Origin of the sequence: Novosphingobium sp., from assembly GCF_025351285.1 — a bacterium.
In the GTDB taxonomy this organism is placed as follows: domain Bacteria; phylum Pseudomonadota; class Alphaproteobacteria; order Sphingomonadales; family Sphingomonadaceae; genus Novosphingobium.
Map to the genome: position 1 here is coordinate 1 of NZ_JANXWG010000135.1, position 25,618 is coordinate 25,618.

25 protein-coding genes and 1 pseudogene are annotated in these 25,618 nt (G+C 63.8%); 14 read left to right on the forward strand and 12 right to left on the reverse strand.

The genetic code is table 11. From position 1 onward, the window contains the following. The 5 genes and pseudogenes from Q0R16_RS16450 to Q0R16_RS16470 form a co-directional block, all read left to right on the forward strand. On the forward strand, positions 1-225 hold a 225-nt coding region (locus Q0R16_RS16450; RefSeq protein ID WP_295638586.1), incomplete at its 5' end, for a nitrilase-related carbon-nitrogen hydrolase. Beyond that, complete coding sequence (locus Q0R16_RS16455) at positions 222-707, forward strand: DUF1178 family protein (protein WP_295638589.1); 486 nt, start codon at positions 222-224, stop codon at positions 705-707. The genes Q0R16_RS16450 and Q0R16_RS16455, both read left to right, overlap by 4 nt. Then, a pseudogene (locus tag Q0R16_RS16460) lies at positions 641-1,882 on the forward strand (amidohydrolase family protein); the annotation flags it as partial. The gene Q0R16_RS16455 and the pseudogene Q0R16_RS16460, both read left to right, overlap by 67 nt. Positions 1,883-1,892: 10 nt before the next feature. Next, positions 1,893-2,906: an NAD(P)-dependent alcohol dehydrogenase gene (locus Q0R16_RS16465; RefSeq protein ID WP_295638592.1), complete on the forward strand. Its 1,014-nt coding sequence runs from the start codon at positions 1,893-1,895 to the stop codon at positions 2,904-2,906. Between the two features lie 22 nt (positions 2,907-2,928). Continuing rightward, positions 2,929-4,101 carry a serine hydrolase domain-containing protein gene (locus Q0R16_RS16470; protein WP_295638595.1) on the forward strand — a complete coding sequence of 391 codons (1,173 nt, stop codon included), beginning with the start codon at positions 2,929-2,931 and terminating at the stop codon, positions 4,099-4,101. Between the two features lie 26 nt (positions 4,102-4,127). Here Q0R16_RS16470 and Q0R16_RS16475 read toward each other — a convergent pair whose 3' ends face one another. The 6 genes from Q0R16_RS16475 to Q0R16_RS16500 form a co-directional block, all read right to left on the reverse strand. Next, entirely contained in the window at positions 4,128-4,541 is a 414-nt protein-coding gene (locus Q0R16_RS16475; RefSeq protein WP_295638598.1) for a type II toxin-antitoxin system PemK/MazF family toxin, read from the reverse strand. Further along, positions 4,465-4,686, reverse strand: a complete 222-nt coding sequence (locus Q0R16_RS16480; RefSeq protein WP_295638601.1) for a type II toxin-antitoxin system PrlF family antitoxin — start codon at positions 4,684-4,686, stop codon at positions 4,465-4,467. Before Q0R16_RS16480 ends, Q0R16_RS16475 begins: the two co-directional genes overlap by 77 nt. Positions 4,687-4,729: 43 nt before the next feature. Next, positions 4,730-5,866, reverse strand: coding sequence for a DNA polymerase III subunit beta (gene dnaN, locus Q0R16_RS16485; RefSeq protein ID WP_295638604.1), 1,137 nt, complete (start codon positions 5,864-5,866; stop codon positions 4,730-4,732). Between the two features lie 183 nt (positions 5,867-6,049). Continuing rightward, positions 6,050-6,817 (reverse strand): 3-oxoacyl-[acyl-carrier-protein] reductase, encoded by a 768-nt coding sequence (gene fabG, locus Q0R16_RS16490; RefSeq protein ID WP_295638649.1) that lies wholly within the window; start codon positions 6,815-6,817, stop codon positions 6,050-6,052. Positions 6,818-6,963: 146 nt separating this feature from the next. Continuing rightward, complete coding sequence (gene fabD / locus Q0R16_RS16495; protein ID WP_295638607.1) at positions 6,964-7,899, reverse strand: ACP S-malonyltransferase; 936 nt, start codon at positions 7,897-7,899, stop codon at positions 6,964-6,966. A 26-nt stretch (positions 7,900-7,925) separates the two neighbouring features. Beyond that, positions 7,926-8,768: an LD-carboxypeptidase gene (locus Q0R16_RS16500; protein ID WP_295638609.1), complete on the reverse strand. Its 843-nt coding sequence runs from the start codon at positions 8,766-8,768 to the stop codon at positions 7,926-7,928. Positions 8,769-8,848: 80 nt separating this feature from the next. Between Q0R16_RS16500 and Q0R16_RS16505 the strand changes: the two genes are divergently transcribed. Continuing rightward, positions 8,849-10,294, forward strand: coding sequence for a Mur ligase family protein (locus Q0R16_RS16505; RefSeq protein ID WP_295638612.1), 1,446 nt, complete (start codon positions 8,849-8,851; stop codon positions 10,292-10,294). Between the two features lie 107 nt (positions 10,295-10,401). Then, the gene (locus Q0R16_RS16510) at positions 10,402-10,770 is read left to right on the forward strand and encodes a PilZ domain-containing protein (RefSeq protein ID WP_295638615.1); all 369 of its coding nucleotides are present in this window, start codon (positions 10,402-10,404) and stop codon (positions 10,768-10,770) included. Here Q0R16_RS16510 and Q0R16_RS16515 read toward each other — a convergent pair whose 3' ends face one another. From Q0R16_RS16515 to Q0R16_RS16530, 4 genes are all read right to left on the reverse strand, one after another. Continuing rightward, positions 10,771-12,306, reverse strand: coding sequence for an alkaline phosphatase family protein (locus Q0R16_RS16515; protein ID WP_295638619.1), 1,536 nt, complete (start codon positions 12,304-12,306; stop codon positions 10,771-10,773). 139 nt (positions 12,307-12,445) lie between these two features. Beyond that, positions 12,446-13,150 (reverse strand): response regulator transcription factor, encoded by a 705-nt coding sequence (locus Q0R16_RS16520; protein WP_295638621.1) that lies wholly within the window; start codon positions 13,148-13,150, stop codon positions 12,446-12,448. Positions 13,151-13,261: 111 nt separating this feature from the next. Next, a complete protein-coding gene (locus tag Q0R16_RS16525; protein ID WP_295638623.1) occupies positions 13,262-14,275 on the reverse strand; it encodes an inorganic phosphate transporter in 1,014 nt (337 codons plus the stop codon). A gap of 14 nt (positions 14,276-14,289) precedes the next feature. Beyond that, entirely contained in the window at positions 14,290-15,351 is a 1,062-nt protein-coding gene (locus Q0R16_RS16530) for a DUF47 family protein (RefSeq protein WP_295638651.1), read from the reverse strand. 241 nt (positions 15,352-15,592) lie between these two features. Between Q0R16_RS16530 and Q0R16_RS16535 the strand changes: the two genes are divergently transcribed. The 6 genes from Q0R16_RS16535 (at position 15,593) to rplI (ending at position 22,218) form a co-directional block, all read left to right on the forward strand. Further along, complete coding sequence (locus Q0R16_RS16535) at positions 15,593-17,026, forward strand: hypothetical protein (protein ID WP_295638626.1); 1,434 nt, start codon at positions 15,593-15,595, stop codon at positions 17,024-17,026. A gap of 276 nt (positions 17,027-17,302) precedes the next feature. Continuing rightward, positions 17,303-19,849: a TonB-dependent receptor gene (locus tag Q0R16_RS16540; RefSeq protein ID WP_295638629.1), complete on the forward strand. Its 2,547-nt coding sequence runs from the start codon at positions 17,303-17,305 to the stop codon at positions 19,847-19,849. Positions 19,850-20,022: 173 nt separating this feature from the next. Continuing rightward, on the forward strand, positions 20,023-20,868 hold the full coding sequence (locus Q0R16_RS16545) for a DUF6454 family protein (RefSeq protein WP_295638631.1): 846 nt from the start codon (positions 20,023-20,025) through the stop codon (positions 20,866-20,868). Between the two features lie 150 nt (positions 20,869-21,018). Next, positions 21,019-21,381 (forward strand): 30S ribosomal protein S6, encoded by a 363-nt coding sequence (gene rpsF / locus Q0R16_RS16550; protein WP_295638635.1) that lies wholly within the window; start codon positions 21,019-21,021, stop codon positions 21,379-21,381. Between the two features lie 3 nt (positions 21,382-21,384). Further along, the gene (gene rpsR / locus Q0R16_RS16555) at positions 21,385-21,609 is read left to right on the forward strand and encodes a 30S ribosomal protein S18 (protein ID WP_295638638.1); all 225 of its coding nucleotides are present in this window, start codon (positions 21,385-21,387) and stop codon (positions 21,607-21,609) included. 12 nt (positions 21,610-21,621) lie between these two features. Continuing rightward, a complete protein-coding gene (gene rplI / locus Q0R16_RS16560; protein ID WP_295638641.1) occupies positions 21,622-22,218 on the forward strand; it encodes a 50S ribosomal protein L9 in 597 nt (198 codons plus the stop codon). A 526-nt stretch (positions 22,219-22,744) separates the two neighbouring features. Here the strand turns inward: rplI and Q0R16_RS19615 are convergent. Beyond that, positions 22,745-23,200 carry an RcnB family protein gene (locus tag Q0R16_RS19615; protein ID WP_366857882.1) on the reverse strand — a complete coding sequence of 152 codons (456 nt, stop codon included), beginning with the start codon at positions 23,198-23,200 and terminating at the stop codon, positions 22,745-22,747. Between the two features lie 240 nt (positions 23,201-23,440). Next, positions 23,441-23,761 carry a DNA-binding transcriptional regulator gene (locus Q0R16_RS16565; RefSeq protein WP_295638644.1) on the reverse strand — a complete coding sequence of 107 codons (321 nt, stop codon included), beginning with the start codon at positions 23,759-23,761 and terminating at the stop codon, positions 23,441-23,443. A gap of 142 nt (positions 23,762-23,903) precedes the next feature. On the opposite strand from Q0R16_RS16565, the gene Q0R16_RS16570 reads away from it, so the two are divergent. Further along, complete coding sequence (locus Q0R16_RS16570) at positions 23,904-25,343, forward strand: AMP nucleosidase (protein WP_295638646.1); 1,440 nt, start codon at positions 23,904-23,906, stop codon at positions 25,341-25,343. The last annotated feature ends 275 nt before the right edge of the window (positions 25,344-25,618 follow it).

Genomic DNA, 25,618 nt, shown 5'->3' on the forward strand with positions numbered 1-25,618 from the left:
TTTGTGATTGCAGCTGCCCAAGGCGGCAAGCATGATTCAGGCCGCGAAACCTTTGGCCACAGCAAAGTCATCAGCCCATGGGGCGAAGTGATTTGTGAAGCGGGCACTGATCCTGAGTTTAAAGTGTTTGAGATTGATCCTGATCAATCCGCAGCAGCGCGCGCCAAGATTCCTAATTTAGTGCATGCGCGTGAATTCACCTTGAAAGAAGTCAACGCTTTATGATCCGCTATGATCTTCAATGCGACAAAGGGCATGAATTTGATGGTTGGTTTGCTTCAAGTGATGCCTTTGACGAACAGCAAAAGCGCGGGTTAGTTGAATGTGCGCGATGTGGCTCGGTGAAAATTGAAAAGCAATTGATGGCACCGGGCATACCAGCAAAGTCTAATCGGAAGTCCGAATCTGTTGCCCTTCACTCTGGCCCCACTGATCCGCGCATGACCGAGATGATGCAAGTGATACGCGATTTTCGCAAGCATGTGGATGCAACGTCTGAAGACGTGGGCAGCCAATTTGCCGAAGAAGCGCGCAAGATTCACTATAAAGAGGTGGAAGATCGCGGCATTCGTGGCCAAGCCACGCGCGAAGAGGCGATTGAGCTGATTGAAGAGGGCATTATGATGCCGATATCGATGCGATGTCGGCGATCGTCGAGGACGGTTTGCGTGCGGGTGCGCTGGGCTTTTCAACCAGCCGCACGGTGATCCACAAGTCGATCGACGGCGAAGTGGTTCCGGGCACCACCGCCACGGCGGACGAGTTGATCCGCATCGGCCGCGCGATGGGCCGCGTCGGCCACGGCGTGTTCGAAATGGCCAGCGACATGAAGCGCGAATGGAACGAATTCGGCTGGATGGGCGCGCTCAGCCGCGAAACCGGGCTGCCGGTGACCTTCGCCGCGCTGCAGTCGATCGCCAAGGAGCTGCCGCTCGACGAACAGATCAGCGAAATGCGCAAGGAAAACGCCGCCGGTGCCAACATCGTCGCGCAGATCGCGCTGCGCGGCAACGGCATCATCATGGGCTGGCGCGGCACCGTCCACCCGTTCCGTTTCCGCCCGTCATTCATGGCGATTGCCGAGCTGCCTTGGGAAGAACAACTCGCGAAACTGAGCGATCCCGCGTTCCGTGCCGCGATGCTGGCCGAAGCCAACATCTATCCCGAAAGCGACATCGTCCATTTGTTGCGCATGATCGGCGAAGTTTGGACGCACCAGTTCGAAATGGACCCCGATTTCGATTACGAACCAGGTGCCGACGCCAGCATCGCCGCGCGCGCCGAGGCCAAGGGAGTCAGCCCCGACGCCTACGCCTACGATCTGATGATGGCCGAAGATGGCACCGGCATGGTCTATCTGCCGATCCTCAACTATTCGGACGGCAACCTCGATTTCCTCGAACCACTGCAACTGGCCGACGATACGGTCAACTCGCTGTCCGACGGCGGCGCGCATTGCGGCACGATCTGCGATGCCGCCAGCCCCACCTTCATGCTCCAGCACTGGGTGCGCGACCGCAAGCGCGCCAAAAATTCGGATGGAAGCGGCAAGCCCGGCGGGCGCATCACCCTCGAAAACGCGGTGAAACGCCAGTGCCACGATACTGCACGGCTTTACGGGCTCGACGATCGCGGCGTGATCGCACCGGGCTACCTGGCCGATCTCAACGTGATCGACATGGATGCGATTGCGCTAGGCAAACCGTGGCTGGCGTTCGACTTGCCTGCGGGCGGCAAGCGGCTGCTGCAAAAGGCCGAAGGCTACATCGCCACGATCAAGGGCGGCGTGGTCACGTTCGAAAACGGCGCCTGGACCGGGGCGACCCCAGGCGGGCTGATACGTGGACCCCAGCGCGCCGAAATGCTCGAAGCCGCCGAATAAGGAATTGAATATGACGCTTAGCGCAATCCGGCTGAAAAAGCCGGGCGGGCTCGATTCGCTCTGGCTCGACGCGCTGGCCGATCCGGGAGCGCCGGGGCCGGGGCAGATCCGTATCAGCCTCGCGGCCAGTTCGCTCAATTACCACGATTATGCGGTGGTGATGGGCATGATCCCCAGCCCCGATGGCCGCATTCCGATGTCCGACGGCGCGGGCACGGTCGAGGCAGTGGGCGAAGGCGTCACGCAATTCAAGGCGGGCGATCTCGTCGTTTCGACCTTCTTTACCGACTGGAACGACGGCCACCCGCCCGCCACCGCTTTCACAACGGTGCCAGGTGACGGCATCGACGGCTATGCCCGCAGCGCGGTGGTTGTGCCCCAAAACTGGTTCACCCACGCGCCTGCCGGCTACAGCGCGGCCGAGTCAGCGACGCTGACTTGCGCCGGCCTAACCGCCTGGCGCGCGCTGTTCGTCGATGGCAATTGCAAGCCGGGATCAACCGTGCTGATCCAGGGCAGCGGTGGCGTTTCGATCTTTGCGCTGCAATTCGCCAAGGCGGCGGGCGCGCGCGTGATCGCGACATCATCAAGCGACGCCAAGCTCGAACGGCTGAAGACGATGGGTGCCGATCACCTGATCAACTACAAGGAAACACCCGCCTGGGGCGCCAAGGCGCTCGAATTGACTGGTGGCGCGGGCGTGGACACGGTCGTCGAGATCGGCGGCGCGGGCACGCTCGACCAGTCGATGGTCGCCACCCGCGTGGGTGGCCACATCGCCTTGATCGGCGTGCTGGCGGGCTATGCCGGGCCGGTTTCGACGGTGATGCTGATGGGCAAGAACCTGCGCGTGCAGGGGCTGACGGTGGGCAGCAGGGCGCAGCAACTGGCGATGATCGCGGGCATCGAGGCCAACGGCATCAAGCCGGTGATCGACAGCCACTTCGCGCTGGCGGATCTGGCCGACGCGTTCCGGCATCAGGCCAGCGGCGCCCACTTCGGCAAGATCGTGGTGGATATCTGAGGTTGTGGAAATGGGGCAAAGCATGAGCATCGTGCGCGCAGTCCTGGCTCTGGCGCTGATGGCGCCGCTGCCCGTGGCAGCCAAGCCGGCAAGCCAGCCGGCCGCGCTGGCTTCTGCCCAGCAGGCCTCGCGCGTGCTGTTCTGGAACGAGGCGCAGAAGCTTGACGGTTTCGCCCACATGGAGCGGCAGTTCCAGTTCCACACGGTGCGGCGCGGGAACCGTGTCCATCCGCTGCCGCCCGGCAAGCCGATGGCGTTGAGCGTGATGGTCGAAGGCAAGTCGATGCCGATCGATCGTTTCATGGCGGCCGAGAAATTTGCGGGCGTGCTGGTGATCGAGGACGGTCGCATCCGGCTGGAAAAGTACGCGTTCGGCTACGGCCCGCGCGGCCGCTGGACCAGTTTTTCGGTGGCCAAGAGCCTGACCTCCACGCTGGTAGGCGCCGCGATCAAGGACGGCGCGATTCGCAGCCTCGACGATGCGGTGACCAATTACCTGCCCGGATTGAAGGGCAGCGCCTACGATGGCGTGACCGTGCGCCAGGTGCTGACGATGACTTCGGGCGTGGCCTGGAACGAGGATTACACCGACCCGAAGTCCGACGTGGCGCGGTTCTTCTCGCAACCCGAAGTGCCGGGCATGGACCCGACGGTCGCTTACATGCGCACGCTGCCGCGCGAGGCTGCACCGGGCACGAAATGGCTTTACAAGACGGGTGAAACCAACCTGGTCGGCGCGCTGGTCACCGCCGCCACGCACAAGTCGCTGTCCGAGTATCTGTCGGAGAAAATCTGGCGCCCCTGGGGCATGGAGCAGGACGCGGTGTGGATGACCGACAGCAAGGGCCAGGAACCCGGCGGCTGCTGCATCTCGGTGTCCTTGCGCGATTACGGCCGCATCGGCGAATACATGCGCACCGGCGGCAATGCGGCCTTGCCGAAAGGCTGGATCGCCGATGCCACGCGCAAGCATGCCGATATCGGCGAACCGGGGCGCGGATACGGCTACCAGTGGTGGCCCGAGGATTCGGGCGCCTACAACGCCATCGGCATTTTCGGCCAGATGATCCACATCGACCCCAAGCGGCGGCTGGTGATCGTGACTTCGGGCGCGTGGCCCAGCGCGGTCAGCCAGAGCAAGTCACAGGCGCGGCAGACGTTGATCGATGCGGTGGTGGCGGCGCTGCCGGGATAGCGCTCAAACCCCTATTCAGCAGCCAATCATGACAGGGCCGTTGCCAGCCTGCCTTGCACTTCGGCCCACAATTCCGGGGGCAGCGCACCGCGCTTTTGTGCGCGACCGGCCTCGACCGTGGTGATCTTGGCAGTCCGGACGACGCATGGCACCGGCAACCCGCACTCCTCGAAACGCTGTTCGAGCGACACATCGCCGTGCCAGCCCTTGTTGGCGGCGCTGGTGATCATGAGTACCCAGAGCAGGCGGATTCGCGGTGCTGGCGCAAGCTCCGCAATTACCAGCGCCGGCCGCTCGCGCAGGCGCTGGACTTCCACGAACGGGAACGGCACCCACACCACATCACCCGGTTTGAACGGCGTGTCAGCGATGGTCGAACGCTGCGCAATCGGCGTCGCTCGACCATTCGGCAAACGTATCGAAATTGCCAACAAATGCATCGGCCGCTGGATGGACGCGGGTCATCACCACCTGATTGCCGTCAATTTCCCATGCCACGTCATCACCCGGCGCAAGCCCCAACGCCAATCGCACCGCGCGCGGAATCGTGGTTTGTGCCTTAGCCGTGATGCGTCCAACGATCATGGCATGATTGTAAGGGTTTTCCTTACCGGAAACAAGCGCAGGGTCACACCCGCATCGGCATCAGCACATACAACGCCGCCGCCTTTTCGTTCTGGCGGATCAGCGTCGGCGCACCCGCATCGGCCAGGTGCAGTTCGACCGTGTCGCCCTCGATCTGGCTGAGGATGTCCTTGAGGTAGTTGGCGTTGAAGCCGATCTCGAAGCCTTCCGAGGCATAATCCGCCGGCACTTCTTCGGCGGCGGTGCCGTTGTCGGGGCTGGTGACCGAGAGCGTCACGCGATCGGGTTCGAGCGCCATCTTGACCGCGCGGGTCTTTTCGGTGGCGATGGTGGCGACGCGGTCAACGCCCTCGAAAAAGGCGCGCGGATCGATCTTGAGCAGCTTGTCGTTGCCGGTCGGGATCACGCGGCTGTAATCGGGGAAAGTGCCGTCGATCAGCTTGCTGGTCAGCACCACGCCGTTTTCGCCACCCAGCGTGAAGCGCACCTTGCTGGCCGACAAGTCGATCAGCACTTTGGTGTCCAGCACATCCTCCAGCAGCTTGCGGATTTCGGCGATGCATTTGCGCGGAATGATCACATCGGGCATCGCTTCGGCGCCATCGGGGCGCGCGATCGTATAGCGTGCCAGCCGGTGCCCGTCGGTGGCGGCGGCCTTGAGCAGCGGCCCACCGCCGCCGGCATCGTCGGAAACGTGGAAGAAGATGCCGTTGAGGTAGTAGCGCGTTTCCTCGGTCGAGATCGCGAACCGCGTGCGGTCGATCAGTTCGGCGAGCACGCGCGCGGGAATTTCGAAGCTGGTGGGCAAATCGCCTTCGACGATCACCGGGAAATCGTCGCGCGGCAGCGTGGGCAACTGGAAGCGGCTGCGCCCGGCCTTCACGGTCATGCGGTTGTCCGCGGTCTCCAGGCTGACCTGGCTGCCGTCGGGCAGCTTGCGCGCGATATCGAACAGCAGGTGCGCCGAAACCGTGATCGCGCCGGGCGAATCAACCGAAACCGCGCTCATCGATTCGATGATCTGCAAATCCAGATCGGTCGCCATCAGCCGCACGGTGCCGCCGGCCAGCGCCTCGATCAGTACGTTCGAGAGGATCGGGATCGTATTGCGGCGTTCGACCACCGACTGCACGTGGGACAGACACTTGAGCAGTGTCGCGCGTTCGATCGTGGCCTTCATGTCGTCTCACGTCCCCCTGTGGGGCCTGAAATCAGGCCCCGGCGCGCAAGCAAGAATCGGCCGCGCGCACAGCAAATGCGGACCACATTCCTTAACGTGAGGCCCGCGCCGGGCAAGGCGATTCGCCACGGCGGAGCCTGATTCTGGGGATAAAAGCGCGGCTCGGCGGCAGTTTGGCGTGCGTTACGAGATCATCGCCATGCCGCCGTTCACGTGCAGCGTCTGGCCGGTGATGTAGCCCGCTTCCTTCGAGGCCAGGTACGCCACCGCTGCGCCGATGTCCTCGCCCTCGCCCATCCGGCCCATCGGGATGCGGGCGTTGAGCGCGTCTTTCTGCGCATCGGGCAGCCCTTGCGTCATCGCGGTGCGGATGAAGCCCGGAGCCACGCAGTTGACGGTGATGCCACGGCTGGCCAATTCCTGGCCCAGGCTTTTCGACATGCCGACGAGGCCCGCCTTGGCCGCGGCGTAATTCATCTGGCCGGGGTTGCCCGTTGCGCCCACCACCGAGGTGATCGTGATGATCCGCCCGAAGCGCGCCTTCATCATCGGCCGCGCCGAAGCGCGCATCAGCCGGAACGCGGCCTCCAGGTTCACGCGGATCACCGCGTCCCATTCCTCATCCTTCATCCGCATCGCCAGGTTGTCGCGCGTGATGCCGGCGTTGTTGACCAAGATATCAAGCTTGCCCAGGCTGTCGAGCGTGGCGGGGATCAGGTGTTCAACTTGTTCCTTGTTCGACAAGTCGCAAGTGATTTCGACGTGGTCCTCGCGCTCCATGTCGGGGTGGCGCGTTTCGTTCAGTTCCTCGCGAAAGGCGCGCAGCTTGGATGCGTTCGAGCCCGAGAGCGCCAGCCGTGCGCCCTGCGCCGCCAGCGAGCGCGCGATCGCCGAACCAATGCCGCCGGCGGCGCCGGTGACGAGCGCGGTCATGCCGGTAAGGTCGAACATGCGGTGTTCCATGGGCTTGATCCTTGTCATTGGGCGGGCGGCTTTAAGCCCGTTCATCCTGAGCTTTTCGAAGGACTGTTCTTCTTGCGACGTTGAAAAGAAAGGCAGTCCTTCGACAAGCTCAGGACGAACGGACAAAGTTGAAGCTAGATGCTTTTCACAAGCGCTTCGATATCGGCCATGCTTGTCACGCTGGTGACCGACACGTCGCTTATCGTGCGCGACAGCATCGGGCCGAGCACCTTGCCGCCGAATTCGACGAACTGTTCCACGCCCGCCGCCTGCATCGCCAGTGCTGATTCGCGCCAGCGGACGCGGCCGGTGACCTGTTCGACCAGCAGGCGTTGCACGTCGACGGGTTCGCTGGCGATCGCGGCGGTGACGTTGGCGAACAGCGGCACACGCAACGCGCCCGGTGGGGTCTGGCCCAATGCTTCGGCCATCGCATCGGCGGCGGGCTGCATCAGCGAACAGTGGAACGGCGCGGAGACCGGCAGCAGCACGCCGCGCTTGATGCCGTGTTCTTTGACCAAGGCAATCGCGCGCTCGATCGCCTCGCGGTGGCCCGAGATCACCACTTGCGTGGGATCGTTGTCGTTCGCAACGGTGCAAACCTGACCTTCGGCGGCGGCTTCGGCCAAAGCCTTGGCCTTCTCGATATCCGCGCCGAGCAGCGCCGCCATCGCGCCCACTCCGACGGGAACCGCCGCCTGCATCGCCGTTCCGCGAAGCCGCAGCAGCCGCGCGGTGTCGGCCAGCGAAAACGCCCCCGCCGCGCACAACGCGGTATACTCACCCAGCGAGTGCCCCGCGACAAAACTCGCCTTGTCGGCCAGCGCAATGCCGCCTTCCAGCTCCAGCACGCGCAGATGCGCGATGGCGTTGGCCATGATCGCGGGCTGGGCGTTGGCGGTGAGCATGAGGTCTTCCTCGGGCCCATCCTTCATCAACGCCGACAGCTTCTGCCCCAGCGCATCGTCGACTTCCTCGAACACCGCACGCGCGACTGCGCTGGCGGCGGCGAGATCGACGCCCATGCCGACCTTCTGGCTGCCCTGCCCCGGGAAAACGAATGCGCGCATGATGACCTCTCCTGTGGGTGGCGCGATTATGGCCCAGCCGGCGCCGACGCAAGCCCGAACGGAACAATGCGGTTGTCTGAGTCATGCCCGATGTCTGCCCGGCCGAGGTAGTCGATCGCCGTCCGGGCGCACCAGTCCTGCACCATCGCCTCGGGTTCGCTGCCGAACGGCCGGTCATTCTCGGGCACATCGCTCACCCGCCCCAACCGCAACCCGGCAATCCCGACGGTGCCGAGATGCGCGGTGACATGAAACAGCAGCCGGTCGACCGCGTAGAGATGCTCGCTCACCTCCTCGATCATCACCACGTGGCCCGCCAGATCGGGCATCAACGGCGTACCGGCCAGCATCGCCAGCGTCATCAGGTTGAAGGCGACGGTGGGGCGGTCCCCCGAATCCTGGCCAAGTGACGGTTCCAGCCCCCCTCGCCCGCCTGCGAGGTAATCGAGCGCGCGCAGCAACGCCGTTTCGCCACCCACACGGCGTATGTCGCCGGGGATCGGCCCGTGGACCGGGTGGCCGATCCCCGCCCGATAGAGCGCGCCAAGCAGCGCGCCGCCGTCAGAATAGCCCAGGAAAGTCTTGTCGTGCGCCGCCTGCCCCATCCCCGCGACCGCGTCGGCCGCGATCCGCACCGCGCCATAGCCGCCGCGCGCGAACCACACCGCATCGAACGACGGATCGTTCGCGCATTCGAGCAGCGCCGCCAGCCGAACAGCATCGCTCCCGGCAAAGTGCCCGGCTTCGGCAAAGCACTGGTCGTGGAACACAAGGTCGAGCATGGGAAATTCGCGCGCCAGCGCCGCCACGCGCCCGGCTGCATCGCGTGCGAGGGGGGCTGAAGGCGCGCAGATGGCGATGCGGGTCATCGCCCTGCCCTAACTTGTTTCGCGCGGGACGGAAACGACGACCTTGTCTTGCGCCTGTCGCCCGCATACCGACGCACCCCATGACCCACCACGCGACCATCGACCCCGCCACCCTTGCCGCGCATCGCTGGTTCTTCTGCGGTATCGGCGGATCGGGGATGCTGCCGCTCGCGCTGATCCTGCGCGGGCTGGGCGCCGAAGTTGCCGGATCGGACCGCAGCCGCGACCAGGGACGCACGCCCGAGAAGTTCGCCTGGCTGGAAAATCAGGGTTTCGCACTCCACCCGCAGGATGGCAGCGGGATCGACAGCGCAGATCAAGTGCTGGTCGCATCGGCGGCGGTCGAGGACACCGTGCCCGAGATGGTCCGCGCGAAGGAACTCGGGTGCCGGCGCATGAGCCGTGCCGAACTGCTGGCCGCGCTGTTCAACGCCGCCCCAGAACGGATCGGCGTGGGCGGCACCAGCGGCAAGTCGACCGTTACCGGGATGCTCGGCTGGATCATGGCCGAGGCGGGGCGCGATCCCACGATCATGAACGGCGCGGTGATGAAGAATTTCCGCACGCCATCAGCGCTGTTCGCCAGCGCACGCGTAGGGTCTGGCGCCTTGTTCGTCAGCGAGGTCGATGAAAGCGATGGTTCGATCGCGCTTTATCGACCCACGGTGGCGGTGCTCAACAACGTCAGCCTCGATCACAAGAGCCTGGAGGAATTGCGCCAACTGTTCGGCGATTTTCTCGCCCGCGCAGACGTTTGCGCGCTGAACCTCGATGACAACGAAACCGCCGCGCTCGCCCACCACGCCAAGGCGACGATCAGCTTCGGCATCGCGCGGCAGGACGCAGACCTGCACGTCCTCCCCAATTCGATTGTCGAGCACCCGACCACGCTCACCGCCGCGCTGCGCGATGCCCGTGACGATAGCCGCCACAAGCTGACGCTGGCCGTGCCCGGCCGCCATAACCTCGCCAACGCGCTCGCCGCGATCGCGGGTGCGGCGGCGGCGGGGGTGCCGGTGGCTGAAGGCGTGCGCCACCTCGCCACGTTCAAAGGCCTGGCGCGGCGCTTCGACATTGTCGGCACCAGCCCCGGCGGCGTCACGGTGATCGATGATTTCGGCCACAACCCCGAGAAAGTCGCCGCCACGCTCGCCACGATGAAGGCCCATCCGGGCCGCGTGATCGCGTTCTTCCAGCCGCACGGCTACGGCCCCTTGCGCCAGATGGGCGCCGAACTCGCTGAAGTGTTTGGCACCAGGCTGGGCGCGGAGGACCACGTGATCCTGTGCGATCCGGTCTATTTCGGCGGCACCGTCGACCGCACGCAAGGCAGCGCGCGCATTGTGGAACTGGTGCGGTTGGCCGCAGGGTCGGATGGTCCCACTGCCGAATATGTCGCCGCGCGCGAAGACTGCGCCACCCGCATGATCGAACTCGCCCGCCCCGGCGACCGCATCGTGATCATGGGCGCGCGCGACGATACGCTGTCGGCCTTTGCCAGGGATGTGCTGGCGAAACTGGGCTGACGCTTTCGCCTTCGCACGAAAGAGTCATTATTGCGCGCCTGCCACTATAATTTCTGCGCGCCCTGCCGTTCTGAGTTCACAGGTTTATGGAGAACCCGGAGGCCATGATGTTCACCGAAACGAACAACGAAACATCTCCTGCTACCGGGCCGCAAGCCCGCCGCCACGATCGCATGGCGATCGAGATGATGGTGCGGTTGCGCAAGGGGGTGCAACGCAGCACGGTGTTCCTGAAAGACATGACCACTCACGGCGCGCGGGTGGAAGGACTGGGGCGGATGCAGATCGACGAATCGGTTTCGCTCAGCCTGCCCGGGCTCAAGCCCAAGACCGCATTCGTGGCGTGGTGCGATGCGCATAGCGCCGGGCTGGAATTCGAAAAACCGTTGTGCAGCGAAGTGTTCCGCGAACTGGTGATCCTGCACGCGCGCCGCGAAGGTACACCGGCATCGCCGCCCATCCGCCACGCTGCCTGATCAGGCCTGCCGGGCTGCGCGTTCTTCAAGGAGTGCAGGCAGCGCAGCATTGACATAGGCGCGCGCCTCGCCGCGTGACCGCGGAGCGTGAAACCAGCTTTCCGCTGCGATCGGCAACTGCGCCGCCAGCATGGCCTTTTGCGCCGGATTGCGCGATTCCGCCTGGGCCTTGCGCACCACGTAGAGAAATCCCTGCAAGGTGCTGCCGTCTTCTACCGGCAGTGCATCATGCGCAGGATTGCTCGCCAACGCATCGGCCGCCATCGCGTCAGCCGTCATCGCAAGCGGCCCCGGCACGCTGGAAATCGACTGCGGGCAATCGCGCCGCACGGACGACAGCACCAGTTCCAGCACCGAATGCGCCTGCGCGTCGCGCTGGGTCAGAGGCGGAAATCCGCACAGCTTGCCCAGCGTCGCCACCACCGAGGAATGATCGTGCATCGCGTGATCGACCCCGCCGCGCAGCAGCCGCGGGCTGACCAGCACCGCCGGCACGCGCACGCCCAACCGCGCGAAATCGAACCCGCTGCGGTTAAGGTCATGATCCGCGCTGTCGCCCGGCGGCACCACGGCATCGGGCGCAACGTGATCGTAAAACCCGCCATGCTCGTCGTAAGTCACGATCAGCAGGCTTTCTTCCCACAGCCGAGAAGCGCGCAACGCATTATAGACTTGCGCGATCAGCCGATCGCCGCCCGCCAGCGTGTCCATCGGATGCTGCGATGTACCGTTGCGATAATGGCCGCTGACCATCGCGCCATACGACGGCTCGATGAAGGTGTAAGCCGCGGGGTAATCGCCCGCAAGATCGCTGGCAAAGCGGCCAAGATCGTGGACATCGTTGAAATGCACGCCCTTGATCGCCGCAACCTGGGGAATGCGCCCCTCGATGGGCCCGGTATCGTCCTGGTAGAGCCGCCATTTGCCCGGCCCCAACGCATCGTAAATCGATCCGCGCGGATAGCGAAAACCCGCGAACAGTTCCCACTTGGCCAGATCGAGGTTCGAGGGCGAATGCTCCAGCCCGCACGATGATGCCCCGTGCACGAAGAAGCGATTGGGGAATGTCGGCCCCGGAAGCGACGAAAACCAGCGGTCGCAAACCACGAATTCGCGCGCCAGATTCCATAGCGCTGGCGTTGCCGTTTTGGTGTCGATCGCGGCCATGATCGGCCTGACCATCTCGTTGCCCGCAGCGGGGGTGGCCGGGAAGGTCCTGGCGTAATTGGCCGCGAAACCCGCATTGTGAATCGGCGGGTAAGCACCGCCCCCGGACGGATAGATCGCGCCTTTGCCGCACAATTGTTCCACCACGTCTGGGAATTCGTGGCGCGGGTCGGTGGGCATCGGATCTGCAGCGCCCGGGTGAAACGCAATGGGAGCGCCATCGGGCCCGAGATTGGCTTGCGAAGGCGTCGCCACGTCGATCCCGAACAGGCCCGAATGTCCGAGCATATGATCGAACGAACGATTTTCGAGCATCAGCACGAAAACGTGGCGGATCGCCTTCCATGCGGGATCGTTCGGTCGGGCCATCGATGGTCTCCCACGCGCGCGGTACTGGAGTCGGCGCGCGAGTTTACCATTCGGACATGCTGCTGGGGAACCGATTATTGTGGAACGACTTCAAGCTGTCGCGCGAATCCTCATGCGCAGTCATCGCTCAACCGTAGCGTTATTCAACCGTGTCGAACACGTAGCCCACGCCATAGACCGTGCGGATCGGGTCTTCGATTGCGTGGTCTTCCAGTGTCTTGCGCAGCCGCGCGATGCGGCGATCGACGGTGCGTTCGCCAATCATCCCGCCCTTGCCGATCTGATCGACCAGCGCCTGGCGCGACAGGACCTGGTTGGGCCGCCGCATGAAGTGCATCAGGATATCGAATTCGTTGCGCCGCAACCGCACCGCGCGATCGGCGTGGCGCACCATGAACGCTGCCGGATCGACCTCCAGCCCGCGATGGACCAGCATGTCGGCAGATCGCCGCACCGTTTGCGCACCTTGCCGCGAGCGTGACAGATCGTCGATCCGCGCGATCGCCTTTGCAACATCTAGCGGCGCCAGCATGTAATCGTCGGCGCCTGCCGCGAGCGCGCGGTGGCGGGCCGACTGGTCGTCGGGATCGAGCACCAGCGTGATGTGCGCGCCAGCAGTCTCGGTGCGATCGCGCAGCCGACGGCACATTTCGAGGCCCGACATGCTCGGCAACAGCCAGCCAACCAGCGCGAACACGCGTCCATGCCGTGATGCGAAGGTAGGAGGAAAATCACCGGGCTCGGCGTCGAGCGATACCACGGTCCATTCGAGACGCTGCGCCTGCAAGCCGGCTACAACATCGTCCGCAATGCCTGCAACGAGGACGCAAACGCGATCCGTCATCGACGCGCTGCCGTATGTCGTGAAACCCTGACCATAGGCCGAGGCGAATATGCCAAAATCGTGACGCTGGTGTGACACCACGCGGACGTCGCGTGATGGGGTCGCAGTTGGTCAGAACAGCGTGGTCACACCATAACACAGCGCGCCTACCGCTGCCGAAGCAGGGATCGTGATGATCCAGGCAATCACCACTCCGCGCGCCACGCCCCACCGCACCGCCGATGCCCGCCGCGCGGCACCTGCGCCGATGATCGCGCCGGTGATCGTGTGCGTGGTCGATACCGGCACGCCCAGCGCCGAAGCGCCGAACAGCACGATCGAACCCGCCAGCGAGGCGCTGAAACCCTGGTGCTGCGACAGCTTGGTGATCCGCCCGCCCATCGTCTCGATGATCCGCCACCCCCCGGTCATCGTGCCGAGCGCAATCGCGACGTAGCAACTGATCGCCACCCAGTGCGGCACTTCGAACGGCCCGGTCAGCCGCCCGGTGGAGTACAGCAGCACGGTGATGATCCCCATCGTCTTCTGCGCATCGTTGAGCCCGTGGCTGAGCGAATAGGCCGCCGACGAAACCAGATGCAGCGCGCGGAACCGCACTTCGGCGTCGTGCGCAGAAGCACGGTGCAGCGCCCAACTGCTGACCAGCATCACCAGCATCGCCAGCATCATGCCGATCGTGGGCGAAAGCACGATCGCGATGAGCGTCTTGTTGAGCCCGGCCCACTGGATGCTCGAAACGCCGGCGTGCGCTACGCCCGATCCGATCAACCCGCCCACCAGCGCATGGCTGCTCGACGATGGAATGCCCTTGAGCCAGGTGACCACGTTCCAGAAGCTCGCCCCGATCAGCGCGCTGAACACCACGCCGGGTGTAACCAGGTCCTTGTCGATCAGCCCCTTGCCGATCGTGGTGGCAACCGCCTGAAGGCCGGGAAAGGCAACGGTCAGGAAATAGGCGGCGAAGTTGAACACTGCCGCAAAAGCGACAGCCTGCACCGGCGTGAGCAGCCGGGTGGCGACCACCGTGGCGATCGAGTTGGCGGCATCGTGCAGGCCATTGAGGTAATCGAACGCCAGCGCGATGGCGATCAGCCCGACGAGCAGCGGGAAGGCAAGCTGGTGCATGTCCCTGGGCCCCGTCAGGAATGATCGATGACGATGCCGTCGATTTCGTTGGCTGCATCTTCGAAGGCGTCGACGATGCGTTCGAGATGCTTGTAAACCTCGCGCTCGACCACGAAGCGCAAGGTGTCGGTGGCGCCATTGTCGCGCAGCGTGCGCTTGAGGCCGATCGCGTGGATTTCATCGGCATGCGATTCCATCCGCACCAGCCGCTCGGTCAATTCGTGGAGCCGCGTGCCGTTGCGGCCCACGTCGCGCAGCAATGGCACGGCCTCGGCCATCACACGCGCGGCGTCGACGATGATCGCGGCCATGTCGCGCATTTCGGGGGCGAACGTCTTGACCTCGTAAAGGTCGATCGCGTTGGCGGCGGCCTGCATTTCGTCGACGGTATCGTCCATCGCGCCGATCAGGCTGGTAATGGCGCCGCGATCGAACGGCGTAAGGAAGGTCTTGCGCACGGTTTGCAGCACGCGCCGGGTGATCTCGTCGGCGTCGTTCTCGCGTTCGTTGATCTCGCGGATGTGATCCCCGCTCGCCGACCCTTCATCGAGCAGGCGCGCCATCGCGTCGGACGCAGCGAGCACGGTGGCGGCATGGGCTTCGAACATCTCGAAGAAGTTGCCCGTCTGGGGCAGCAGGCGTTGAAACCAGGCGAACATCGAACCAATCCACGTGTGTTGCGCAACGACGCCCAGGACGCCGGTGCGTCGGGCCGCTGCCTTGAATTCGGACGCAGCAAATGACCGGATAAGGTCGCTGAGATCGGGCTCATCCACTGCTTTTGCCGCTTCTTCAAGCGTGAACCAGCGCCGTTCGCGCTGGTGCTGTTCCTTCCAGACCGGCAATTCGCGCGTGACCGCCAGCGGAAACACATCCACATCGACCATGAGCGAGGCGCCGTTGCCGCGGCGTTTGCGATAGCGGAAGCTGCCGAGCGGAGTGGGGCAGACCGCGCCGGCCACCCCGGCTTCTTCCTCGGCCTCGCGCGCGGCGGCGACATGCGGCAGCAACGAAGCACTCGGATTTCCCTTGGGAATGACCCACCGCTTCGATTCGCGCGACGTCACCAGCATCAGCCGGACTTGGGCGTCGGGAGATGCGCCCTCGAAACGATACGGCAAGGCGGCGATCTGTCTGATGGCTGGGCATCCGGGTTGCTGGCTGAAGGACTGGCTCTCTAGACCACCGCTTGTCCGCCGCCGCTAGTCCGTGACAAAATTATGACCTGATATCGTCAAAGTGTGTCGTATTTTGGTAATAACACCGCCATAGCGCGCGCTTTGCCAGATGGACGGACTGGTCCAAGGGTCTCCAGATATGCCGATTCGTAACACCGTCGCGCTCGCAATGCTTACCTCTGCGCTCGTTGCGCCGGGCATTGCCCTGGCCCGCCCCACGCCCCACACGAAACCGTCGGCAGCTCAGGCAGCAAGCGAACCGAGCCTGTCCACCCAGTTGCGCGCCGCGCAGCAGCAGATCGCGCTGTTGCAGGCCCAGCTCAACGCTTTGGCGGCCAAGGTCGATGCGCAGGCCACCGGTTCGCAGGTCCAGACCCAGCTTGCATCGGTGCAGGCCGATACCGCCGCCGCGTCGGCCAAAGCCGATACCGCGCTGGTGCAGGCCAAGGCCGCCAATGACAAGGCTTCGAACCCACCGCTGCCCGCCGCGCTCAAGGCACTTGCCCAGACCGGCATCAGCGGCCGCATGTATTTCAACGCCAGCCACGTCACGCACGCGGTCAATGGCATCAAGACCGGCAATACCGACAACGGCGGCGGCTTTGCGATCAAGCGGCTGTATCTGGGCATCGATCACAAGTTCGACGATGTGTTCTCGGCCAGCCTGGTGATGGACGCCGACAGCCCCGTCGCCACCACCAGCGGCGGCACCGCCGGTCGCGGGTTCTTCATCAAGAAGGCTTACCTCCAGGCCAGGATCCGCCCCGAACTCGTGATCAGGCTGGGCGCGGCCGACCTGCCGTGGATCCCTTATGCAGAAAGCATCTACGGCTACCGCCACATCGAAAGCACGCTGATCGATCGGACAAAGTTCGGCACATCATCCGACTGGGGCGCGCATGTTTCGGGCGATCTGGCGGGCAGCGTGGTCAGCTACCAGCTCTCGGCGGTCGACGGCGCGGGCTATCGCGATCCGCACTTCAGCCGCGCAATCGACTTCGAAGGCCGGATTTCGGCGAAGTATCATGGCTTCAATCTTGCCGTGGGCGGCTACACCGGCAAACTCGGCAAAAACCTTGTCGCAGCGGCGGGTGCACCGGCACTGCTGCGCACTTACAACCGCTTCGACACGCTGGCCGCCTACCAGGGCAAGGCTGGCCAGATGCCCTTCACGCTGGGTGTCGAATACCTCTACGCCAAGGACAAGGCCTTCAATTCAACCGCGCCAATCGCGCAATCGGCGCTGGAGGATGCGGCCGAGGGCTATTCGACTTTCGCCTCGATCAACCCGTTCAAGCAGTGGAGCGTGTTCGGCAAGTACGAAAGCCTCAAGCCGAGCAAGGATCTGCACCCCGGTTTCAAGGAGGACTATTTCAACGTGGGCCTGCAATGGAGCCCTGCCAAGATCGTCGACCTGGCGCTGGTATATAAGCGTGACCAGGCAAAGGGTGGCGCGCTGTCGACCAGCGACCTTGCTTCGGGCGTGATCGGCTGTTCGGCCTCGGCCGCAATCGTCTGCGCGGGCCGGGGCACTTACGATGAATTCGGCCTTTACGGCCAGTTCCGCTTCTGAGAATCAGCCCCACGAATGCGGTGCGATGCGCGCGCCGATTCCCTCCCCTGTGAGCCAAATATGACACCGCGATGACCGCGCACAGTTCAGTCACTTTTGTCTCAATCGGGGCTTAATTCGGTCCAGAAACCGACCTTACGCTGCAACCTGCCGTACCTAATGGCCTGCCCAAGACGGGATCGACCGAGCTCAACGCCGGTGCCCCGCAGCAGAACCAGACAACCACGACAGGGACCAGACATGCGGAAATTCCTCTCCATCACTGCGGCTTCGAGCATGGCCATCGCCATCGCATCGCCCGCCTTCGCCGCCGATCAGGCGCAACCCGCCGCAGCCGATGCAGCCGCCCCCGATGCGACAGCCGAAGCAACCCAGGCCGATGCCGGCCCAGGGCTCGGTGAAATCGTCGTTACGGCCACCAAGCGTGAAACCAACCTTCAGCGCACGCCGATCGCGATTAACGTGGTCAGCGCGACGATGATCGCCGATCGCCACGTCGAAAGCCTGTACGACCTTGCCGACGGCGGCGTCCCCAGCCTTCGCGTGGCCACGTTCGAAGCGCGCCAGTCGGCGCTGACGATCGGCATCCGCGGCATCGTGCCGCTCGACGCCAACCAGCCCGCGCGCGAACAAGGCGTCGGCATCTATATCGACGGCGTCTATCTCGGCCGCCAGCACGGGCTTAACGCCGCGCTGTTCGACGTGGCGCGGATCGAAGTGCTCAAGGGCCCGCAAGGCACGCTGTTCGGGCGCAACACCGAAGGCGGCGCGCTCAGCCTCGTCTCGAAGATGCCTTCGGGCGAATTCGGCGGGCGCATCAGCGGCGGCGTGGGCAACTACGGCTCGCACTCCGGCGAAGCGCACATCGACTTGCCCAAATTCTACAACATCAGCCTGAAGTTCGATGGCGTGCTGCAAAAGCAGAACCCCACGGTGGTCGACCCGCTACCCGGTTCGACCGGCTTCAACTACTACGACCGCCAGGGCCTGCGCATCGCCGCCCGCTGGCAGCCGACCGATACCATTACCAACGATTTCTCGTATGACGTGGCCAAGGACAAGAACACCGCGTTCTACAGCCAGTTGATCAACTACAACCCCAACAACTGCACCAACGGCCCGGTCACCGCTGCGCCCGCTTGCGTGCTGCCCAGCGTCAACTACACCGCCCTGACCGGCGGCGTTGCCACCGGCGGTGTCAAGCCGCTGCTCCCGGGCGTGGTCGTCGGCGGTGGCCGCGCGACGGTAGCCGATATCGGCGTGCCGCAGCAGCCCAGCGTCGACAAGACGCATGGCTTCACCAACTCGCTCAAGTGGAAGATCGCCCCCGAAATCGAACTGCGTTCGATCACCGCATGGCGCGGTGTGGACGTGCAGCAGTTCGACAACAGCGGCGGCGCGCACCGTCCGCCGCTGGTCAACCTGACCGCGGCCTGCACCGCCGCCGCGCCTTGCGCGTTCAGCCGCTACAGCCTGGCCGACTTGCGCCAGCGCCAGTTCAGCCAGGAATTGCAGGCAGTCGGCTCGATCGGGCACTTCGATTACGTTGCCGGCCTGTACTATTTCAACGAGCACGTCAGCGACACCGCTGCAACGCCAAGCTCGGTGGGCGCAGTGGCCGTGCTCAACGGCGCGGGTGCTGTAACCGGCGCGAACTACGTCTCGATCCCGTTCTGCACCGCTAGCACCCCCGCCTTCGTCGGCATGGCAGTCAACGGCTGTTCGATCGACCGCGCCTCGGAAGTGCGCTCGAAAAGCTATGCCGCATTCGGCCAGGTCACCTGGAGCGCGACCGAGCAGCTCCACATCACCGTCGGCGCGCGCTACACCAAGGACAAGAAGAAGGGCGTGCTGCACTACTTCAACAACCTGAACTACGACACCGCCACCCCGGCTCAGCTTGCGGCGAACGGCTACAACCCGCTCAACATCGAATCGAACCGCTTCAACCCGATGGCGACGGTCGCGTACGACGTGAGCAACGACGTGCACGTCTATGCCAAGTACGCGACCGGCTATCGCGCCGGTGGCGCCAGTTCGCGCACGCCGAACTACCTGTCGTTCCTGCCCGAAGACATCAAGTCGTACGAAGTGGGTCTCAAGGCCGATTTCTTCGATCACAAGGCCCGGTTCAACATGGCGGCCTACATCATGGACCGCAAGAACAGCCAGGAAGACTTGAGCTTCATCACCTTCGCCACCAACGCCACCACCGGCGTGGCCAGCGCGGTCAACGTGCTGCGCGCGATCAACTCGCCCGGCATCACCAAGATCCGCGGGATCGAGGCGGACCTGACGGTCAACCCGCTCGAAGGCCTGACGCTGAACGCATCGTATGCCTACACTTACACGAAGATCCCGCTGGTTCCGGTCAGCTTCACAGTCGGTGGCGTGACCTCTACTGTGAACCAGCAGTTCTTCATCCCGTTCACCCCGCGCAATGCGGCGAGCGGATCGCTGGACTACACAGTGCCGGTCATGGCTTCGGGCACAGCCATCAAGCTGCACCTAGATGCCAACTATTCGCAGGCCACGCAGGCCTTCGACCAGTTCCCGACCAAAGCCGGATCATCGTTCATCGTCAACGGCCGGCTCGCGCTGGCCGACATCAAGCTGAGCGAAGGCGCGCAGAAGCTGACCGTGGCGGTGTGGGCGCGCAACATGTTCAACGAACAGCACATCTTCCGCCAGGACCCCTCCAACAGCTTGCCCGGCGCACCGACGTCGAGCCTGACCAACGGCCCGATCGGCAACGTGCTGGGCGATTACGGCAACTACAACGCGCCGCGCACGTTCGGTTTGGAAGCCATCGTCAAGTTCTGAACAGACCCCATCCCTCCCTGAACCGGGCGGGCAGCACACGCTGCCCGCCCCTTTTTTTGCGCCCCGCCCCCGGTTTCGCACGACCGATCGGTGAGCGGGGCCAGCGTAATGTCTTTGACAGGCGGTCCGGCGATGTTAGCCCCGTCCCTGGTTATCCCGGGGGGGGAAATCGATTGATTCGCAAAACGGTAGGCTGCGCGCTTGGCGCGGCAACGATGATGGCCATGGTGCCTGCTGCGGCGGGCGCCGCCATCCCCCATGGCAAAGCGCAGCATGGAAAAACCCCGGCGATCGAACACGCCCAACTCATGGGTGCGCTGCGGCTCGATGGCCAGTTGTTCCACGTGCAGGGCGTGGTGGTCGAAGGCGATCACATCTGGGTTACATCGGTCGATAAAAGGAACCATAAGGGTTATCTGCACGAATTCGAGCGGGTGAGCGGCCGGTTTCTGCGCCGATTGGAACTGACCGACGGCGCACGTTACCACCCCGGCGGCATCTCGATTTCGGGCCGATCGATCTGGGTTCCGGTTTCCGAAATGAAGCGCAACAGTTCGGCAGTGCTCAACGAAATCGATGCGGACACGCTGCAAATCTGGCGCCGCATCGCTGTCGCCGATCACCTCGGCTGCGTTGCCGCATCGCCCACCACGCTGATCGCGGGCAATTGGGACAGCCGGCAATTCTACGTGTTCGACCTTGCCAGAAGCGGAGCCGATGGCGCGCCTGTCCGCAAGGTGGCCAACCCTTCGCTCACCAGGTTCCAGGACATGAAGCTGGTCGATGGCCAACTCGTGGCAGGTGGCCAACTCGGCAAGCACGGCGGGTCGATCGACTGGATCGACTGGCCGAGCATGACCGTCACCCGGTCGCTGCACTCCGGCGCGATGCGGCCCACGAAATTCCTGGGCAAGATCAAGACCTACACCGCCGAAGGCATGATGCTCGACGGCCGCGAGCTGTATCTCGTGCCGCAGGACGGCCCGAGCCGGATGTTCCATTTCCGGCTCGATACCTAGCCAACCCGCATCCTTCCTTGCTTTCCGCACGCGATAGACTATGGGCCACCGCTTCCCCGCTCCTTGGAGCCGGGAATCGAAGAAGGCCGGAGGGGCCCCGCAATCGTGCGGACCAGCTCGCGATCGGCATGCAATTGAAAGGATAGGCCCGTGCCGCTTTACGAGCACGTGTTCCTGGCGCGCCAGGATCTCAGCCAGGCGCAAGTTGATACGCTTGCCGCCGGCGCCACCGAAATCGTTGAATCGATGGGTGGCAAAATCACCAAGACCGAATCGTGGGGCCTGCGTTCGCTGGCTTACAAGATCGCCAAGAACCGCAAGGCGCACTTCGTGCTGCTGAACATCGACGGCCCGACCAATGTCGTCGCCGAGCTGGAACGCCAGACCTCGATCAACGAAGACGTGATCCGTTACATGACGGTGAAGGTCGACGAGCACGAGACCGGCCCGTCGGTGATGATGCGCAAGAACGACCGTGAACGCACGCGTCGCCGCGAACGCGAGGGAGAATAAACGATGGCTCGTCCATTTTTCCGCCGCCGCAAGTCGTGCCCGTTCTCGGGCAAGAATGCACCCAAGATCGACTACAAGGACGTGCGCCTGCTTCAGGGTTTCATGTCCGAACGTGGCAAGATCGTGCCAAGCCGCATCACCGCGGTTTCGGGCAAGAAGCAGCGTGAGCTGGGCCAGGCGATCAAGCGCGCCCGGAACATCGGCCTCCTGCCCTTCATCGTGAAGTAAGGAGCGCCAATCATGCAGATCATCCTGCTCGAGCGCATCGAGAAGCTGGGCACCATCGGCGACGAAGTTACCGTCAAGGATGGCTACGCGCGCAACTTCCTGCTGCCCAACAAGAAGGCGCTTCGCGCCAATTCCGCCAACCGCAAGGTGTTCGAAGCCAACCGCGCGCGGATCGAATCCGACAACGCGGCGCGCCGTGACCACGCCACCGTCGACGCCACCGGCGTCGAAGGCAAAGAAGTGGTGCTGATCCGCGCCTCGTCCAACTCGGGCCAGCTTTACGGCTCGGTCTCGGTGCGCGACATCGTCGACGCATTGAAGGCCGATGGCGCCAAGGTCGACAAGTCGATGGTCGTGCTCGAACGCCCGATCAAGACGATCGGCGTGTTCGACGTCAAGGTCTCGCTCCACCCCGAAGTGGCCGTGATGGTCAAGGTCAACGTCGCGCGTTCGCCCGACGAAGCCGCATTGCAGGCGCAGGGCGTCGACGTGATGTCGGCGATGTTCGAAGCCGACACCGGCGGCTTTACCGAAGCCTTCGATCCCAACGCCGAACCGGGCGAAATCCCGGCCGACGTGCTGGAAGACAACGCCGAAACCGAAGCCTGATGGGGTTTCATCTCCGCCATTCCTTCGGGATAGGCTAACGCGAAGGGCGCCCGGCAACGGGCGCCCTTCGTCGTTTCGGAGGGCAGGTTGACGCTGAACGCGGTTTTTGTGCGTGTATTCAGTGGGAGCCGGGTCGGGGCTCGGCCGCGCGAGGCGGGGCTTTGCGAGAGACGTAAAAATCCCGGATTTGTGCGGAGTTGCGGGTATCTCAATCAACGCTATCGCCGCATAACGCAGCAGTGCCAAGCCACCGCGCAGCCGCTGCTTGAGCGTGATCTTCCATTGTGGAGCAATCCTCGCCTCGGCCCCGGTCCGAGCAATCGGACAAGGCGCCGAATGGCTAGACTGGTGGCGGGGCGTCATCGTCAAGGATAAGCCATATTTTGGCTATGTAGGAAAGGAGCCCGCCCTCATCAGCCCCGGCGACACCCTGCTGTCCCGGAATAGGGATGCTTCCCCCCGTGTTCATGGGGCTTAAGTAACGTTCCAGCGCGACCTAAACACATATGGTATTCCCACATAATATCTAGCGGTAAAAATTAGAAACCCCACCTCTAATCCAGCATTGTTCTGCACTGAGCCCAAAAAAAGGGACCGATAATCTGACCGCATCATTCCCTATTCTATAATATCTCTCACCCTTGGCTCCCTGGGGCAACCCCCGTCGAGGCCAGTCTAAAATGCGATACTTTTCATCAGCGCAGACACAACGTATTATGGCCCCATCAGGCTTTGAAGTATAATCGCCTCTCGGGCATTCCTTAGGCCAAATATACGCTGGGGCCCCAATCACCGGCTGCAACGGACGCACAGGTTGCGTGACCGCGTATATCGCTAAGCCCCCAACCACCAAGCCAATCGGGTTAAGCCACCGAGACGATTTGATTTTTTCCACGATTTTGGGGGACAGCATACCCATTTCCCTTCCCACCCATTCTCCGACGCCCAGCCAGCAGCCTCGTATCCCGAATTGCACCAACATCCCCACAATTGCATCCTTTTACTCTGACGGCCCACGCGAGACATGACGCCCTTTTTGCATGGCACCCGTCGCCCGCGCCCGCTAGACCTGCGCGATGAACGACATCGAAGCCATCATCGCCGCCCTCACCCAGGTCCATGACGCCGCCATTCGCACCTTGCGCGCCGACATCACCCGCTTCGGATTGCGGTGACACTTGACTTAACCCCAGCCCCCGCCCCCGGAACCACGAACCCACCTTCAAGCCAGCACTTGCAGCCCGTGTTTCTGGACGATGGCGAGCAGCTTGCAGGCCATGCCGCTGGGGCGCTTGGCCCCGGTCTCCCACTTCTCCACCGTGGACTCGCTGGTGTTCAAATAGCGCGCGAACACCGGCTGGCTGACGTTGTTCGCCTCGCCCAAGTGCTGGATGGCCTCAGGGGTGAAAGCGGGCGGCACGGTCAGGCAGGACGTATCGAAATCGCGCATGGTCGCCTTGTCGACCGCGCCCACCTTGTGCAGCGCGCTGGCCGAGGCATGGATGGCGGCGAAGGCGTCGCTCTTGTACTTGGCCTTGCTCATGATGAGGTCTCCTGCGTGGCCGTTTCGCATGCTGGATTGCACCAACGCCGCCGCAATCGCATCCTATTACCCCACCAACCCACTCGGCACCCAACTCCCTTTTTGCATGGCACCCGTCGCCTCCGCCCGCTAGACCCGCGCGATGAATGACATCGAAGCCATCATCGCCGCCCTTACCCAGGTCCATGACGCGGCAATCCGCACCTTGCGCGCCGACATCGCGCTGTTCGCCACCGAGGGCACGCCCCCGCCGCAGCAGCGCCGCCACGATGGCAGCTATTGCTATCCCGAACTGCTGATCCACCACACCGGGCCCGATCAGAACTCGCCCGCCAGCCGCGCGTTCGGCCGGCTCAATCACTTCGGCACATATGCTTGCACCGTCACCCGCCCAGCCCTGTTTGCCGACTATTTGCGCGAGCAGCTCGGCCTGATCAGCCAGGACTACGGCGTGCGCATCGAAGTACGTCGCTCCACCCAGGAAATCCCGTTCGCCTACGTGCTCGATGGCAGCCAAGGTGCCACGATGGCCGGCGTCACCCCGCAGCAGCTTGCCCAGCATTTCCCCACCACCGAACTGGCGATGATCGGCGATGAACTGGCCGACGGGTTCGACCTGACCGAAACCAACGGCCCCTTCCCGCTGTCGCTGTTCGATGGCTTGCGCACCGATTTCAGCCTGGCCCGCCTCGCGCACTACACCGGCACCCCGCCCGAGGATTTCCAGCGCTACGTCCTGTTCACCAACTACCACCGCTACGTCGACGAATTCGTCGAATGGGCCGGCCGCAAGCTGGGTTCGGATGGATACACCGGGCTATCGGGCGCCGGCGGCCTGCGCATCGACCAACCGGTCCAGTCGGCGCGCACACTGGTGGCCGAAAGCGCCTGGCGCCGCCACCAGATGCCCGCATACCACCTGATGGCGCCGGGCCGCAGCGGGATCACGCTGGTCAACATCGGCGTCGGCCCGTCGAACGCGAAAACCATCACCGACCACCTTGCCGTCCTGCGCCCCGAAGCCTGGCTGATGATCGGCCATTGCGGCGGATTGCGCCCCACGCAATCGATCGGCGATTACGTGCTCGCCCATGCCTACTTGCGCGACGACCACGTGCTCGATCCGGTGCTGCCGCCCGAAATCCCGATCCCCGCGATCGCCGAAGTCCAGGTCGCGCTCCAGCGCGCGGCCGAAATCGTCAGCGGTGCGGGCGGGGCGGACTTGAAACTGCGGATGCGCACCGGCACCGTCGTCACCACCGACGATCGCAACTGGGAACTGCGCTACACCCACTCCGCGCGGCGCCTGTCGCTCAGCCGCGCGGTCGGCATCGACATGGAATCGGCCACCATTGCCGCGCAAGGCTACCGCTTCCGCGTTCCCTACGGCACGCTGCTGTGCGTGTCGGACAAGCCGCTCCACGGCGAAATCAAGCTGCCCGGTCAAGCCAACCGCTTCTACGAAGAAGCGATCGAATCGCACCTCGCCATCGGCACCACCGCCTGCGAACTGCTCCGCGCCGAGGGGCCAAGGCTGCACAGCCGCAAACTTCGCGCCTTCAACGAACCACCGTTTCGGTGAGGGTTTCTGAGGGGATTAGAAAGGGTTAGATGCGATAGCCACCGCCCTCGCGCTCCCGTCATCTGGTTTTGGGCCGTTCGGTTGCGTGCAGGAACGAGGTTCCGGCCATACTCAAGTTACTGTAATTAAACATTAAATATGGCGAACTTCGCCAACTTCTCGCGTGTGACGCATGGTAGTGAAGTTCGCAGTGGTACTTTTGCGCGCAAATTTCCACGCTGGATCAGGATGTTACCGACAATTTGAAAGAACCGCGCCGCCATAGCCGGTTTGCA

Coding starts and splice junctions, on each gene's coding strand:
- Q0R16_RS16455 (WP_295638589.1), top strand. CDS start 222: ATGATCCGCTATGATCTTCAATGCGACAAAGGGCATGAATTTGATGGT.
- Q0R16_RS16465 (WP_295638592.1), top strand. CDS start 1,893: ATGACGCTTAGCGCAATCCGGCTGAAAAAGCCGGGCGGGCTCGATTCG.
- Q0R16_RS16470 (WP_295638595.1), top strand. CDS start 2,929: ATGAGCATCGTGCGCGCAGTCCTGGCTCTGGCGCTGATGGCGCCGCTG.
- Q0R16_RS16475 (WP_295638598.1), bottom strand. CDS start 4,541: ATGCATTTGTTGGCAATTTCGATACGTTTGCCGAATGGTCGAGCGACG.
- Q0R16_RS16480 (WP_295638601.1), bottom strand. CDS start 4,686: ATGATCGTTGGACGCATCACGGCTAAGGCACAAACCACGATTCCGCGC.
- dnaN (WP_295638604.1), bottom strand. CDS start 5,866: ATGAAGGCCACGATCGAACGCGCGACACTGCTCAAGTGTCTGTCCCAC.
- fabG (WP_295638649.1), bottom strand. CDS start 6,817: ATGTTCGACCTTACCGGCATGACCGCGCTCGTCACCGGCGCCGCCGGC.
- fabD (WP_295638607.1), bottom strand. CDS start 7,899: ATGCGCGCATTCGTTTTCCCGGGGCAGGGCAGCCAGAAGGTCGGCATG.
- Q0R16_RS16500 (WP_295638609.1), bottom strand. CDS start 8,768: ATGACCCGCATCGCCATCTGCGCGCCTTCAGCCCCCCTCGCACGCGAT.
- Q0R16_RS16505 (WP_295638612.1), top strand. CDS start 8,849: ATGACCCACCACGCGACCATCGACCCCGCCACCCTTGCCGCGCATCGC.
- Q0R16_RS16510 (WP_295638615.1), top strand. CDS start 10,402: ATGTTCACCGAAACGAACAACGAAACATCTCCTGCTACCGGGCCGCAA.
- Q0R16_RS16515 (WP_295638619.1), bottom strand. CDS start 12,306: ATGGCCCGACCGAACGATCCCGCATGGAAGGCGATCCGCCACGTTTTC.
- Q0R16_RS16520 (WP_295638621.1), bottom strand. CDS start 13,150: ATGACGGATCGCGTTTGCGTCCTCGTTGCAGGCATTGCGGACGATGTT.
- Q0R16_RS16525 (WP_295638623.1), bottom strand. CDS start 14,275: ATGCACCAGCTTGCCTTCCCGCTGCTCGTCGGGCTGATCGCCATCGCG.
- Q0R16_RS16535 (WP_295638626.1), top strand. CDS start 15,593: ATGCCGATTCGTAACACCGTCGCGCTCGCAATGCTTACCTCTGCGCTC.
- Q0R16_RS16540 (WP_295638629.1), top strand. CDS start 17,303: ATGGCCATCGCCATCGCATCGCCCGCCTTCGCCGCCGATCAGGCGCAA.
- rpsR (WP_295638638.1), top strand. CDS start 21,385: ATGGCTCGTCCATTTTTCCGCCGCCGCAAGTCGTGCCCGTTCTCGGGC.
- rplI (WP_295638641.1), top strand. CDS start 21,622: ATGCAGATCATCCTGCTCGAGCGCATCGAGAAGCTGGGCACCATCGGC.
- Q0R16_RS19615 (WP_366857882.1), bottom strand. CDS start 23,200: ATGTTGGTGCAATTCGGGATACGAGGCTGCTGGCTGGGCGTCGGAGAA.
- Q0R16_RS16565 (WP_295638644.1), bottom strand. CDS start 23,761: ATGAGCAAGGCCAAGTACAAGAGCGACGCCTTCGCCGCCATCCATGCC.
- Q0R16_RS16570 (WP_295638646.1), top strand. CDS start 23,904: ATGAATGACATCGAAGCCATCATCGCCGCCCTTACCCAGGTCCATGAC.